Genomic DNA, 12,988 nt, shown 5'->3' on the forward strand with positions numbered 1-12,988 from the left:
TCAGGCGTGGACGCCAGCGTCGACGCTGTCGATATAGGCTAAGACCTCCTGCGCCCGGCCCTCGCGAACAAGATCGCGAGCGGTTGCACTTCCGTGGCCCGGCAGCGGCGTGCTGTTGAACCAATCCAAGGCTTCAGACTCGTTGCCGAACCTCGTGATGATGCGGCTTATGATTTCCCGCTCCTCCACACCGAAGGACATAGCTTCTTTTGTCATGACCGCGTCGCCTTGATGCTGTTCTTTGCCAGTATGCCATCAGTGGTGGGCGGAGGGTCAGAAAATCTGCGACAGATGGATTTTCGCATGCCATAAGAGCGCCCGCGTCAACCAGTTCAGATAAGCCATGATCCGCCTCGAAAACATATCCAAGCAGCTCAGCCACCGTATCCTGTTCATCGAGGCCTCCGCCGCGCTCAACAAGGGCGAAAAAATCGGTCTTGTCGGCCCCAATGGCGCAGGCAAATCCACCCTGTTTCGGATGATCACCGGCCAGGAAGAGCCCGATGAAGGCCAGGTGTCGGTCGATAAGGGGGTGACGATCGGCTATTTCGACCAGGATGTCGGCGAAATGGCGGGCCGCAGCGCGGTGGCAGAGGTGATGGATGGCGCAGGGCCTGTCAGCACCGTGGCGGCCGAACTGCACGAACTCGAGACGCAGATGTCCGATCCCGACCAGATGGACCGGATGGACGAGATCATCGAGCGCTATGGCGAAGTGCAGGCGCGTTTTGAGGAATTGGACGGCTATGCGCTGGATGGCCGCGCCCGCGAAGTGCTGGCCGGTCTGTCCTTCAGCCAGGAAATGATGGATGGCGACGTCGCCAAGCTCTCTGGCGGATGGAAGATGCGCGTGGCGCTGGCCCGCATCCTGCTGATGCGCCCCGATGTGATGCTGCTCGACGAACCGTCGAACCATCTCGATCTCGAAAGCCTGATCTGGCTTGAATCCTTCCTCAAGAATTATGACGGCGCGCTCCTCATGACCTCGCATGACCGCGAATTCATGAACCGCATCGTCACCAAGATCATCGAGATCGATGGCGGCACGCTGACCTCCTATTCCGGCGATTACGGCTTCTATGAAGGCCAGCGGGCCCAGAACGAGAAGCAGCAGCAGGCGCAATTCGAACGCCAGCAGGCCATGCTCGCCAAGGAAATCAAGTTCATCGAACGGTTCAAGGCGCGCGCCAGCCATGCCTCGCAGGTGCAAAGCCGGGTGAAGAAACTGGAAAAGATCGACCGCGTCGAGCCGCCCAAGCGCCGCCAGTCCGTGGCCTTCGAATTTCGTCCCGCGCCGCGTTCGGGCGAAGATGTCATCGCCATCAAGGGTGTGCACAAAAAATATGGCAGCCGGACGATCTATGAAGGCCTCGATTTCAGCGTGCGCCGGCGCGAGCGCTGGTGCATCATGGGCGTCAACGGCGCCGGAAAATCCACGCTTCTGAAACTGGTGACCGGAACGACCGAGCCGGACGAGGGCACGGTGGCGATCGGCGCGAGCGTCAAGCTCGGCTATTTCGCCCAGCATGCGATGGATCTGCTCGATGGCGAAGCGACTATTCTCGAATGGCTGGAATCCTCGTTCCCGCAGGCGGGCCAGGCGCCGCTCAGGGCGCTTGCCGGCTGCTTCGGCTTCTCCGGCGACGACATCGACAAGCGCTGCCGTGTGCTGTCGGGCGGCGAAAAGGCGCGTCTGGTGATGGCCAATATGCTGTTTGACCCGCCAAACCTGCTTGTCCTCGACGAGCCGACCAACCATCTTGATCTCGACACCAAGGAAATGCTGATCCGCGCGCTTGCCGATTACGAGGGCACGATGCTGTTTGTCAGCCATGACCGGCATTTCCTCGGCGCGCTGTCGAACCGCGTGCTGGAGCTGACGCCCGACGGTGTCCATCGTTATGATGGCGGCTACACCGAATATGTCGCCCGCACCGGCCAGGAAGCGCCCGGCTTACGCGGCTGAGCGCCTGTGCTCCGCTTCGAAATAAGCTTGATGACAACAATCGATTTTTGGGGCGGCGCTTGGATCGGCGCCGCTCATTCTGGGACGCGAACATTATTCACTGCTAAATCATGGCACTATTTGCCGGTTCCCAGGCACCGTCTGACTGATTGGCGGGTATTCAAAACCTAACCATTGCAGGGACTTACTGAGATCTCCATGGTCTTGCTCAAGAAATTGTCGGCCAGCGGCGCCGACGCTCGAGGCAAGCGGGGAAGATTTCGAGATGCATATGGCCAGCGTGAAAGAGCAGAATACGCATGTTAATGCGCGCTTACATGACGATGGAGACGGTTCCCGTCCGTTGACCGCCAAGGAGCGGGAGGCGGTGCGACGCGCCGGCGTTTTGATCGAACAGAATTTGTCCGATCCGCTCAGCCTTGGGGACTTGGCGGAGATGGTCGGGCTCAGCCAGCGGCGGTTGACGCAAGGATTTCGCGAGCAGTTTGGCAGCACGATCTTCGGCTATCTGCGCGAGAGCCGGTTGAGAACCGCGCGCAGGCTGCTCGGTGAGACAGAAATGCCGCTCAAGCAGATCGCGTTTCTGATCGGCTACGGCCATGCCAACAATCTCATCGCCGCCTATCGCGAACGCTTCGGCGTCCCACCCCGTCGTCATGCCCGGCTGGCGGCCCTGACGTCAAACGAACCGGCGAGACTCAGCGCCTGAGGGCGGGAAGCAAGCCCCTGAATTTCAGCTGCCGATCTTGGCGACCCATTGCGACCACATCGCTTGCGGGGTCGCCGCCATCGCTCGCTCCATGTCGGAGGCCGAGAGATGACGCACTTCTCGCGGCGTCATGCCGAACAGGCGGCGAAAGGCGCGGGTGAAATTTTCCGGATTGGCGAAGCCGTGACTGTCTGCGATGGCGGAAATGGGCAGATGGCGCTGGTCCGCGGCCCGCAACGCTTCCCAGGCGCGCCGCAGCCGTCGCTCATGCACATACGATTGGAAGCCGCCGAACCGCTCGAACAATCGGTAAAGAGAACGACGAGATAGGCCGAAGCTGCCGGCGACCGTTTCAGCCGATAGGTCCGGATCCAGCAGATTGGCCTCGATATGTCGTCTGATGCTGGCGGTCAGCATCAGATTCACGGCTTCCGCCTTTTCCTCGGACAGTTCCGAATTGATCGCCACGGCGGTCAGATCGACCAAAGGCTTGAGCGCGGCTTCCGCGTCATCGGCCCGCATCCGGTCGAGATTGCGCGTATAGCTCACCATGGCGTCGCGCAGCAATGTGACCAGCGGCTGCTGGCCGGGGATCACCAGTTCATGGCAATTGTCCGGCATTTTCAGGAATGGCGCGAGCATGCGCCGCGGCAGCGCGAAACTGATCTGCTCATGATCGGTTGTGGTGGTCGCCAAGGCTTGCGCCATGTCGATCAGGTAGAGATCGCCCGGCTTGGCCGTCTGGCCGCTGACGCGTCCTTCGCTCTGTCCCTGAAGGTAGAATTGCAGGACATAGCCATCCATCGCGTCTTTGGCGATCTTCTTGCGCGACCGATCGAAACGCTGGCCGCCGCCGTGGATGTGTCCGATTCCGACTTCACCGACCAGCCAGGCGTCCACAGATGCGAAGAAGCCTTCTTCGATGCGCTTGTGAGGACGAGAGTCGAAAATCACGCTGATCTGATCATGCCAAAGGTCCCAGGCTGGGCCCGCCGGCAGTTTGCGTGTGTCGAAAAAGGAACGCGGTATGGTCATTCTGGATCCGGTTGGCACGGCTTTGCGTGCCGCGCATTTATGTCTAAGCTCATCAATATGTCTATCAGCGACAGCGATTATGGTTTCTTGCGCTATACGTTTTGTCCATATGGAAAATTCGCTCTGTGCGGCATCGCGTCGATGTCGGCCTGGCGGCGCTGAGCGGACCATGGAAATATCAGATATACGCCGCGCGCCCTTGTCATGAGAATAGCTAGTTCCATAATTATGATTATCGACTTTTCGTATGTAGCCGCAAAGTTGAATTGTCCTGTTTCTGCAAAGTTGGGATGTCGCGCTCCCCACGTCTGAAGGATGTCTGGAAGATTGCAGAAAAGATTGATGCGATGATAAGTCCATCATCCGCCATGGAGCCCTGATGCCACGTTTCGCCGCCAATCTCACCATGCTGTTCACCGAATTGCCATTCGAGGCGCGCTTTGCCGCGGCGGCGGAGGCCGGGTTCGAGGCGGTGGAGTTTCTGTTTCCCTATGACCACAAGCCGGAGCGCGTTGCCGACTGGGTTCAGCAGGCCGGCTTGCCCGTGGCGCTTTTCAATATGCCGCCGGGAGTCTGGAGCGCCGGCGATCGGGGGCTTGCGGTTGATCCGCGTCGGCAGGATGAATTCAACGCGTCGCTAAGTCTTGCTCTGACCTATGCCCGCGCGCTCGGGGTCAAGAGGCTGCATTGCATGGCCGGTATCGCCGAACGCCCTGATCCTGTTGCGGCCCGCGTCTATCGCGACAATCTCTTGAAAGCGGCCGACGCGGCCGGTGAAATCGGCGCCGAAATCCTGATCGAGCCGCTCAATCCACGCGATATGCCCGGCTATTATCTCAATAATTTCAATGACGCTGCCGAGCTGATCGATCGGCTCGGCCATTCCTGCCTCAGGCTGCAATTCGATATCTATCACCGCCAGATCCTGCATGGCGACGTGTTGACCGGGCTGAGGTCGCTGTTTCCCCTGGTCGGTCATGTCCAGACAGCGGCGGTTCCGCATCGTGGAGAACCAGGCAGCGGCGAACTCGACGACGCCAGAATTTTCGCTGAACTCGATGCGCTCGGTTATGAGGGCTTTGTGGGTTGCGAATACCGGCCGATAGCGGACACAATCGCCGGGCTGCACTGGCTTGACCGCTATCGCTGATCCCCATCCATCACATCCGTGAATCGATCCGTGCGGATCGATTCAGCAAAGTCGTTGGACGTTCGCCGGCGCGGCTGGAAGAATCGCGCCATGACAGGTTCTTTCTCAACCCCCTTGCGCCTTCGCCGGATCGATGCCGCCCGCAACATGGCCCGCTTCTATCTCCTCAGCCTGCAGCCGACCTTGTTCGGCGAAATCTCGCTCATCCGCCAATGGGGCCGGATTGGCGGCGAAGGCCAGAAAAAGATCGAGACCTTCGCCTCGCAAGACGACGCCGTCCGCGCTTGGGCGCGATTGGAGCGGATCAAGAGGCGGCGCGGCTACGGCTAAAATGTCAAGCGGCGCAGATCATCCTGGCGCATTTGTCGCCGATCATCATCGAGGGCGCATTGGTGTTGCCGCCGATCAGCGTCGGCATGATCGAGGCGTCGGCGACGCGCAGATTGGAAAGGCCCCTCACCTTCAATGTTTCGGGATCGACGACGGCCATGTCGTCGACGCCCATCTTCACCGTGCCCACCGGGTGATAGACCGTAAGCGCTTCGGCGCGGAGATAGGCGCGAATTTCATCGTCGGTCTGGACATCCGGACCCGGGAGAATTTCTGTTCCCTTGAGTTGGGAAAGGGCTGCCTGTGAGAAGATCGAGCGCGCCACCTTGATGCCTTCGATCAGCGTGTCGAGATCCTCCGATCGGCTGAAGAAGCGGTGGTCTATCAAGGCGTTACGACGCGTTCCATCGGCGGAGAGCGTGAGTTCGCCGATGCTTTTCGGCCTGAGAACGCAGGTATGCACGGCAAATCCATGGCCATATTCGACGAGCCGGCCACGATGGCTGCGATAGCCCGGCACGAAATGGAACTGGATGTCCGGCAGCCCAGTCGAGAGCCGGGTCTTGGCGAAGCCGCCGGCCTCGACATAGTTGGTGGTCAGCATGCCCTTGCGGCGCAGGAGATAATCTATCGGGCTTGCGAGGATCGCCGGCAGATTGCCGAGCGAAAGGCCGAGCGTCTTGAGGCTTTTGGAGCGCACGGTGATCATGCCGTCGATATGATCGCGCAAATTCTTGCCGACGCCTGGAATATTCAGCTTGACCTCGACGCCTGCGGCGGCGAGTTCAGTTGCGGGGCCCATGCCCGAGGCCAGCAGGATGCGCGGGCTGCCGATCGCCCCCGCCGACAGGATGATTTCGCCGCGCGCAACTATCTTATGCGCAATTCCATTGCGCACGACATTAACAGCCGTGGCCTTGTCGCCATCGATGTCGAGATCGATGACCTCGGTTTCGGTGAGGACATGCAAGTTCGCCCTGCCCGCGATCGGCTTCACGAAAGCGGTATGCGCGGAGAAGCGGCTGCCTTTGTCTTGGGTCACATTGTAGACGCCGACGCCAAATTGGCTTTGGCCGTTGAAATCACCGTTCTCAGGCAGTCCGGCCTGCTTGCCGGCCTCGACAAACAGGCGCGCTACGACATTGGGATCGCGCGGCCGGTCAACCAGGAGTTCGCCGTCGAAGCCGTGATAGGCCGCGTCTTGGCCGATCAGGTTGCGTTCGAAGCTTTTGAACACTGGCAGCACATCGTCATAACCCCAGCCCTTGCAGCCGAGCGATGCCCATTCGTCGTAATCCTCCCGCGCGCCGCGGATATAAATCATCGAATTGATCGTCGAGGAGCCGCCCAGCGCCTTGCCGCGATTGACGGGAATGCGCCGGCCATTCATTTCGCTTTGCGGAACGCCCGTATAGCCGTAGTCGAAGCGCGGATTGCCATAGAGCGAGAGAATGCCAGCGGGAACCTTGACGCGCAGACTGGCGTCCGAGCCGCCGCCTTCGATCAGGCAGACGGTTTTCGTCGGATCCGCGCTCAGCCGGTTGGCGAGCACGCAGCCAGCCGAGCCCGCGCCGACGATCACATAGTCGAATTCGAGTCTGTCCATGCGCATATCTCCACGCTGTCGCGCGGCCTGCGCCGGCGCGAGACTGGTCTCTGCATGTCGTTTTGAATGTCGACGACGCCTTTAGTGAGCGTCGTCCTCGTCATTGCGCAGGAGTTCCAGGATCTCCCGCTTCATGGCGATAAATTCCGGCTCCAGCACGATGTCGGCAGAGCGCGGCCTGGGAATCGTGACCTTGATTTCCTTCTTGATCAGGCCAGGCCGCCCGGACATCACCAGCACCCGGTCGGCAAGCAGGATCGCCTCGTCGATGTCATGGGTGACGAACAGTACGGTTTTCTTGGTCGCTTCCCAGACCCTGAGCAGCAATTTCTGCATCTGATGGCGTGTCTGGCTGTCGAGCGCGCCGAAGGGCTCGTCCATCAGCAGCACTTCCGGATCATTGGCGAGCGCGCGGGCGATGGCGACCCGCTGCTTCATGCCGCCGGACAATTGCGACGGATAGTGGTTGGCGAATTTCGACAGGCCCACCTCGGCGAGATAGTGATCGACCAGGTCTTTGCGGGTGGCTGGGTTGATACCCTTGCGCTTAGGCCCGTATTCGACATTCTGGGCCACGGTCAGCCAGGGAAACAGCGTGTAGCCCTGAAACACCATGCCGCGATCGGGACCCGGTTCGGTGACGGTGCGGCCGCCGACGGTGATCTCGCCGCCCGTCCGGTCTTCAAGACCAGCGATGAGATAGAGAAGGCTCGACTTTCCGCAACCGGACGGGCCGACGATGACGCAGAACTCGTTCTTTTCCACATGCAGGGAGATGTCGTTGAGGGCTAGGACCGCCTTGTTGCCGGCGCCGTAGCGCAACTGGACATGAGAGACGGAAATATCCGATGAATTGTAATCGAGTTTGGACATGCGGCGCCTCTCAATTGGCCCAGGGCGCCATATAGCGGCGAACGATGCGGAAGATTTTGTCGGTGAGGAGGCCCAGAAGACCGATCATGGCGATCGCCATGAAGATCACGTCGACCTGGAAGCCGCGGGCGGCCTTCAGTGAGATATAGCCGAGGCCGGCGCGGGCGGCGACGAGTTCGGCGACCACGAGATAGGTCCAGGCCCAGCCCATGGTGACGCGCAAAACGTCGAGAATGTTGGGCAGGGTCGCCGGCAGAACGATGTGGAACACGGTCTCGATCCGTCGCGTTCCAAGCGTATAGGCGGCGTTGATCAGGTCGCGCGGCACGGAATGGGCGGCGTCGGCGATCATCACCAATTGCTGGAAGAAGATGCCGAAGAAGATCACGGCCATTTTTTGCTCAATGCCGATGCCGATCCAAAGGATGAACAGCGGCACGAAAGACGTGACCGGGAGATAGCGGATGAAATTGACGAGCGGATCAAACAGTCCTTGCACGACGCGATAAGAGCCCATCAGGAGGCCCAGCGGAACGGCGAAAACGGAGGACACCACAAAACCCAGGAGCACGACCTTGAGGCTCGACGACGTATGCTCCCACAACTGGCCATTCTGGGCGAATTTCACCGTTGTTTCTACAACATGGCCGGGGCTCGGCAGAAACATTTCGGGCACGTAACCGGACCAGGTCACCGCGATCCAGAAGCCGATGACCAGCACCCAGATCAGCACGCCAAGGCCCGCAGTCAGCGACGGCGGAATAGCGCGAAAAGGCGACGCCATGTCTTTTAGGAGAGAACGTTGAGACAAAATCAGTACTCCAGCTCCTGCCCCGATGGAAGGCGGAGGCGCGTATACGGACCGGGCGGCTGGGCCGCCCGGCGGAGAGTCGAGCGTTACTTGATGTCGAGGAACTGTGCGTCGACCACGTCTTCGAACTTGGCGTCCATCTTGACCTTGCCGAAGCTGCCCCAGATCTCGTTGCCGAGCTTGATCAGCGTTCCGGCCTCGCTATCTGCGCCGCCCTTGAAGAAGCGGGCATTTTCGTCCTTGCCGTAGAAGTTCACGCCAGCGGCGGAATCGGCGAAATCCTTGGGATCGGACAGCCAGCCGCCGACGCCCTTGGCCATGATGGCGTAGGCCTCTTCCTTGTTGGTCTTGATATATTCATTGGCCTTGTAGAGGCCTTCGACCAGCGCTTTGACGTCTTCCGGGTGCTTTTCGATATAATCGCAGCGCAGCGACAGCACGTCGACGATCACGCCGGGGGTTTTGGACGAATCGATCAAAACCTTGCCCTTGTTGGCCTTTTTGGCCAGCGTCAGATGCGGTTCCCAGGTGACGGCGACCGGGATGCGGTCGGCCATGAAGGCGGCGGCGGCGTCGTCGGCGGTCATGTTGGTAACCTTGACGTCGGCTTCCGTCATGCCTTCGCGCTTGAGCAGGATGTTGAACCAGAACTGCGAGACCGAGCCTTCGTTCAGGCCGATTTCCATGCCCTTCAACTCCTTGATGGAATTGACGCTGGTGGGCGTCAGCATGCCGTCGCCGCCATGGCTGTCGTCAAGCGCGTAGACCGTCTTGAAGCAGAATTCCTTGGTGCGATATTGCAGCGTCTCGTCGATCGTGCCGGCGTCGCCATCCAGTTCGCCGGAGGCTTCCGCAGCCATGGCGAGCGCATGGTCCTCGACGATCTGAAGATCGACTTCAAGGCCCTTTTCCTTGAAATAGCCGAGGTCGCGGGCCAGAAACAGCGGGCCGTAGCCCACCCAGGTGGTCATGCCGAGCTTCATGGTTCCGGCTTCGGCTGTGCTGGCCGCGAGAAGCGCGACGCCAGCGGCCAGCGAAGTCTTGAACAGGCGAGAAAGAGATTTCATGTGACGTTCCCTTGTCTGTGGTTCGTTCTCGACGTCCTGGCTGACGATGGATTTTCTGGGGCAGGAGAGATCCCAAAACCGCATCGGACCGGCGTCTTTTGTCGTTGCCTATACAAGTAAGCACGGATCGGTCATTTGGAAAAATAAACTTTTCTGACGAAATTGATTAGGGTCAGCCTAATCAACAGCTTTTTTCGTGAGCGTTCGTCTGCGTCGATTAAAATACGCGCAGGCGTCGCCTAAGCTTTGGGCGTCTGCATATTTCCGGTCTCTGCCATGGTTTTTCGCCAGTTCAGCGGCGTTTCTGTCCCATGGCCGGCGCCACCATTCCCGGAATATAGGAGTCGGAAATAAATGCCCGGGCATGGGCGCTGAAGGCGGCGAGCAAACGCGATTTGCGCAATTGCTTGAGAGTGGCGACGCCGATGGTCATGGGCCTGTGATCGCCAGCCAGTCGCACCCGCGTCACCCTGCGGCCATCCAGCGCCTGGTCCGAGCGCGAGGTGACATTGGCAAGCGTATAGCCGTAGCCATTGGCGACCATGGTCCTGATCACATCCGGCTGCGAGAAGCGGAAGCCGATCGTCGGCTGCAGGCCTTCCTTGAGGAAGAGCGCCATGAAATATTCAGTGGAGATCGGCATGTCGAGCAGGATCAGCGGCAGTTCGATGAGTTCCTGCAGCGTCACGGCGGAATTCCGAGCGAGCGGATGCGTTTCCCCGAACAGCGCATGAACGGGGAGGTCGACGAGCGGCGTGAAATCTATGTCCAGCGGGATCTGCAGGTCATAGGTGATGGCGACATCGATCGTTGCCTTGTGGAGGCCCGACAGCAACGTTTCCTGGTGATCGGCGAAGGGACGGATCGACGCCTTGGGAAAGGCCGACATGAAGGAAAGCGACAATTCCGGCAGGATCATCGGCGCGAGCGTGGTGAGGCAGCCGACATTGAGTTGTCCCCTCACCTCTTCCGAAGTCGCCGTCGCCGCCGAATAAAGCGCTTCAGCCTGTTCGATCAGGCGTTTGGCCTCCGCCAGCATGACGCGGCCAGCGGGCGTTAGCGACAGGCCCTGTGCGTGGTGACGCACGAAGAGCTGGACCCCGAGTTCCTGCTCCAGTTGCGAAATGGCCGTCGAGATCGACGGAGAGGAGATATTGATGCGGTCCGACGCCTGCGCGATGCTGCCGGTTTCGCCTGCAGCGATGAAATATTCGAGCTGTCTCAACGTGAAGCGCATGCAGGGGACATCCGGTTATTGTCAGTCTCGCCTGTCCGGCGTGTCCGTCCAGTCGACATTAGCATCCGAAGGCGCTTCAGCCCAGACCGTTCTTGAGGGCGTATAGCGCGCGGGATCGCTCCAGATGCTTGATCATGGCGTTTTCGGCCGCTTCGGGATCATGGGCCTCGATCGCGGCGATGATGTCCTCGTGCTCGGCCAGCGTGAAATTCTCCTTGCCGGTCCAGATCAGCATTTCCGTGTGATAGGCCTTGAGCCAGCCGAGCATGGCCTCGCTGACCGCCTCGAAAATCGGATTGCCGGAGATGCGGGCGATGGCCGTATGGAATTCCATGTCGGCTCCGATGAAGCCTTCGGAATCGCCGAGTTGCGCCTTCTGCTTTTCGAGCTTTGTCTTGAGTTCACGAATCTGGTCGTCTGTGGCCTTTTCGGCGGCTTCCCGCACCATGCCGCGCTCGAAGAAGATGCGGGCGCTTTTCAGATGTTCGAGCGAGTCCGAGGATCCCGCCAGCATGACCTTGGCCGGCAAATCCACCTGCCTCAGCAGCGATTGCGCCGTGACCTTCAATACCCGGGCGCGTTCGCCATGCGAAATTTCCACCAGCCCTTTGCCGGCGAGCGCCTGCATCGCTTCGCGGATCGCCGGCCTGCCAACGCCGAACCGCTCCATCAGCGTTCGTTCCGACGGCATTTCGTCGCCGGCCTTGAGTTCGCCCGTCTCGATCAGCGCCCGCAATCTCAGGAACACTTCGTCGGATAGCTTCCGTCGCACGATCGGTTCGGAGAGGATGGTCATCGCGTTACCTTCTGTTTCGCCGCTGATCTTATGCACGATTGCGCGAAGCAAGAAAACCGTCGCCGGGCACTTGCATGACAGTGATACTCATTATACCAGTTGTCTTCCATCCGCAACGCGAATGCTCGGGGAGGAGCGCCGTGATCAGGGTCACCTATCGTATTGAAACGGCCGGCTCCATTGAAAAAATGGCCGCCAAGATCGCCAGCGACCAATCCACCGGCACATTCGTGGCGCTGCCCGGCGAGACGGAAGAGCTCAAGGCGCGGGTCGCAGCCCGGGTCGTCGATATCCGACCCCTGCCCCCGACCGACACGCCGTCTTTTCCTGATGAAGGCGGCGGCGCAAGTCTGTTTCATCGCGCCGATATCGATATCGACTTTCCGATGGACGCGGTGGGGACTGATCTCTCGGCGCTGATGACGATCTGCATCGGCGGCGTCTTTTCGATCAAGGGCATGACCGGCATCCGCATCGTCGATCTCAAACTGCCCGACGCGTTCCGCACGGCCCATCCCGGCCCGCAATTCGGCGTCGCGGGCAGCCGGACACTGACGGGCGTCGTGGACAGGCCCATTATCGGCACCATCGTCAAGCCTGCGCTCGGCCTTCGCCCGCATGAGACGGCGGAGATGGTCGGCGAACTGATCGAGGCCGGCGTCGATTTCATCAAGGACGACGAGAAGCTGATGAGCCCGGCCTATTCGCCGTTGTCGGAACGGGTGGCGGCGATCATGCCGAGGATACTCGACCACGAGCAGAAGACCGCCAAGAAAGTGATGTACGCCTTCGGCATCTCGCATGCCGATCCCGATGAAATGATGCGCAATCATGATCTGGTGCTCAAGGCTGGCGGCAATTGCGCCGTGGTCAACATCAATTCGATCGGGTTCAGTGGCATGAGTTTTCTGCGCAAGCGGTCAGGGCTCGTGCTGCACGCCCATCGCAATGGCTGGGATGTTCTCACCCGTCACGCCGGCATCGGCTTTGAGTTTTCCGTCTGGCAACAGTTCTGGCGCCTGCTCGGCGTCGACCAGTTCCAGATCAACGGCATCCGCGTCAAATATTGGGAGCCGGACGAGAGTTTCGTGCGCTCCTACAAGGCGGTGTCGACGCCGATGTTCGACCCCTCCGATTGTCCCTTGCCTGTGATCGGCTCGGGCCAATGGGGCGGCCAGGCGCCGGATACGCTCAAGGCGACCGGCGGTTCGACCGATCTTCTTTATCTCTGCGGCGGCGGCATCGTCAGCCATCCCGATGGGCCGGGCGCGGGCGTCAAGGCCGTCCGGCAGGCCTGGGAGGCGGCGGTGGCGGGCGTTCCGCTCGAGGATTACGCACGGGATCACCCCGAACTCGCCCGCTCGATCGAGAAATTCGCTGACGGCAAGGCCGCCTGACAAACCTTCCC

13 protein-coding genes are annotated in these 12,988 nt (G+C 60.2%); 5 read left to right on the forward strand and 8 right to left on the reverse strand.

The genetic code is table 11. The features are described from left to right. Positions 1-216 (reverse strand): antitoxin Xre/MbcA/ParS toxin-binding domain-containing protein, encoded by a 216-nt coding sequence (locus M2360_RS14255; RefSeq protein WP_280775859.1) that lies wholly within the window; start codon positions 214-216, stop codon positions 1-3. A 127-nt stretch (positions 217-343) separates the two neighbouring features. On the opposite strand from M2360_RS14255, the gene M2360_RS14260 reads away from it, so the two are divergent. Continuing rightward, complete coding sequence (locus M2360_RS14260) at positions 344-1,966, forward strand: ABC-F family ATP-binding cassette domain-containing protein (protein ID WP_280775860.1); 1,623 nt, start codon at positions 344-346, stop codon at positions 1,964-1,966. Between the two features lie 271 nt (positions 1,967-2,237). Further along, positions 2,238-2,675 carry a helix-turn-helix domain-containing protein gene (locus tag M2360_RS14265; RefSeq protein WP_280775862.1) on the forward strand — a complete coding sequence of 146 codons (438 nt, stop codon included), beginning with the start codon at positions 2,238-2,240 and terminating at the stop codon, positions 2,673-2,675. A gap of 24 nt (positions 2,676-2,699) precedes the next feature. Here the strand turns inward: M2360_RS14265 and M2360_RS14270 are convergent, their stop codons facing one another. Beyond that, positions 2,700-3,710, reverse strand: coding sequence for a helix-turn-helix domain-containing protein (locus tag M2360_RS14270; RefSeq protein WP_280775864.1), 1,011 nt, complete (start codon positions 3,708-3,710; stop codon positions 2,700-2,702). Between the two features lie 379 nt (positions 3,711-4,089). Here M2360_RS14270 and M2360_RS14275 point away from each other — a divergent pair, with 379 nt between their 5' ends. Beyond that, positions 4,090-4,860 (forward strand): TIM barrel protein, encoded by a 771-nt coding sequence (locus M2360_RS14275; protein ID WP_280775865.1) that lies wholly within the window; start codon positions 4,090-4,092, stop codon positions 4,858-4,860. Positions 4,861-4,950: 90 nt separating this feature from the next. After that, positions 4,951-5,190, forward strand: coding sequence for a WGR domain-containing protein (locus tag M2360_RS14280; protein ID WP_280775867.1), 240 nt, complete (start codon positions 4,951-4,953; stop codon positions 5,188-5,190). A 4-nt stretch (positions 5,191-5,194) separates the two neighbouring features. Here the strand turns inward: M2360_RS14280 and M2360_RS14285 are convergent, their stop codons facing one another. From M2360_RS14285 to M2360_RS14310, 6 genes are all read right to left on the reverse strand, one after another. Continuing rightward, positions 5,195-6,796 (reverse strand): GMC family oxidoreductase N-terminal domain-containing protein, encoded by a 1,602-nt coding sequence (locus M2360_RS14285; protein WP_280775868.1) that lies wholly within the window; start codon positions 6,794-6,796, stop codon positions 5,195-5,197. Positions 6,797-6,877: 81 nt separating this feature from the next. After that, complete coding sequence (locus tag M2360_RS14290) at positions 6,878-7,669, reverse strand: ABC transporter ATP-binding protein (protein WP_280775869.1); 792 nt, start codon at positions 7,667-7,669, stop codon at positions 6,878-6,880. Positions 7,670-7,679: 10 nt separating this feature from the next. Then, a complete protein-coding gene (locus M2360_RS14295) occupies positions 7,680-8,453 on the reverse strand; it encodes an ABC transporter permease (protein ID WP_280775870.1) in 774 nt (257 codons plus the stop codon). 113 nt (positions 8,454-8,566) lie between these two features. Continuing rightward, on the reverse strand, positions 8,567-9,547 hold the full coding sequence (locus M2360_RS14300; RefSeq protein ID WP_280775872.1) for an ABC transporter substrate-binding protein: 981 nt from the start codon (positions 9,545-9,547) through the stop codon (positions 8,567-8,569). A 292-nt stretch (positions 9,548-9,839) separates the two neighbouring features. Then, positions 9,840-10,784 (reverse strand): LysR family transcriptional regulator, encoded by a 945-nt coding sequence (locus M2360_RS14305; RefSeq protein ID WP_280775873.1) that lies wholly within the window; start codon positions 10,782-10,784, stop codon positions 9,840-9,842. Between the two features lie 76 nt (positions 10,785-10,860). Continuing rightward, on the reverse strand, positions 10,861-11,580 hold the full coding sequence (locus M2360_RS14310; RefSeq protein WP_280775874.1) for a transcriptional regulator NanR: 720 nt from the start codon (positions 11,578-11,580) through the stop codon (positions 10,861-10,863). 140 nt (positions 11,581-11,720) lie between these two features. Between M2360_RS14310 and oiaX the strand changes: the two genes are divergently transcribed. After that, positions 11,721-12,977: a 3-oxo-isoapionate-4-phosphate decarboxylase OiaX gene (oiaX, locus tag M2360_RS14315; RefSeq protein WP_280775876.1), complete on the forward strand. Its 1,257-nt coding sequence runs from the start codon at positions 11,721-11,723 to the stop codon at positions 12,975-12,977. The last annotated feature ends 11 nt before the right edge of the window (positions 12,978-12,988 follow it).

The organism is Rhizobium sp. SG_E_25_P2, from assembly GCF_029892285.1.
Classification (GTDB): Bacteria; Pseudomonadota; Alphaproteobacteria; order Rhizobiales; family Rhizobiaceae; genus Rhizobium_E.

What these genes read in the sequence shown, in the direction of transcription:
- M2360_RS14255 (WP_280775859.1), bottom strand. Translation starts at nt 216, where the DNA reads ATGACAAAAGAAGCTATGTCCTTCGGTGTGGAGGAGCGGGAAATCATA.
- M2360_RS14260 (WP_280775860.1), top strand. Translation starts at nt 344, where the DNA reads ATGATCCGCCTCGAAAACATATCCAAGCAGCTCAGCCACCGTATCCTG.
- M2360_RS14265 (WP_280775862.1), top strand. Translation starts at nt 2,238, where the DNA reads ATGGCCAGCGTGAAAGAGCAGAATACGCATGTTAATGCGCGCTTACAT.
- M2360_RS14270 (WP_280775864.1), bottom strand. Translation starts at nt 3,710, where the DNA reads ATGACCATACCGCGTTCCTTTTTCGACACACGCAAACTGCCGGCGGGC.
- M2360_RS14275 (WP_280775865.1), top strand. Translation starts at nt 4,090, where the DNA reads ATGCCACGTTTCGCCGCCAATCTCACCATGCTGTTCACCGAATTGCCA.
- M2360_RS14280 (WP_280775867.1), top strand. Translation starts at nt 4,951, where the DNA reads ATGACAGGTTCTTTCTCAACCCCCTTGCGCCTTCGCCGGATCGATGCC.
- M2360_RS14285 (WP_280775868.1), bottom strand. Translation starts at nt 6,796, where the DNA reads ATGGACAGACTCGAATTCGACTATGTGATCGTCGGCGCGGGCTCGGCT.
- M2360_RS14290 (WP_280775869.1), bottom strand. Translation starts at nt 7,669, where the DNA reads ATGTCCAAACTCGATTACAATTCATCGGATATTTCCGTCTCTCATGTC.
- M2360_RS14295 (WP_280775870.1), bottom strand. Translation starts at nt 8,453, where the DNA reads ATGGCGTCGCCTTTTCGCGCTATTCCGCCGTCGCTGACTGCGGGCCTT.
- M2360_RS14300 (WP_280775872.1), bottom strand. Translation starts at nt 9,547, where the DNA reads ATGAAATCTCTTTCTCGCCTGTTCAAGACTTCGCTGGCCGCTGGCGTC.
- M2360_RS14305 (WP_280775873.1), bottom strand. Translation starts at nt 10,784, where the DNA reads ATGCGCTTCACGTTGAGACAGCTCGAATATTTCATCGCTGCAGGCGAA.
- M2360_RS14310 (WP_280775874.1), bottom strand. Translation starts at nt 11,580, where the DNA reads ATGACCATCCTCTCCGAACCGATCGTGCGACGGAAGCTATCCGACGAA.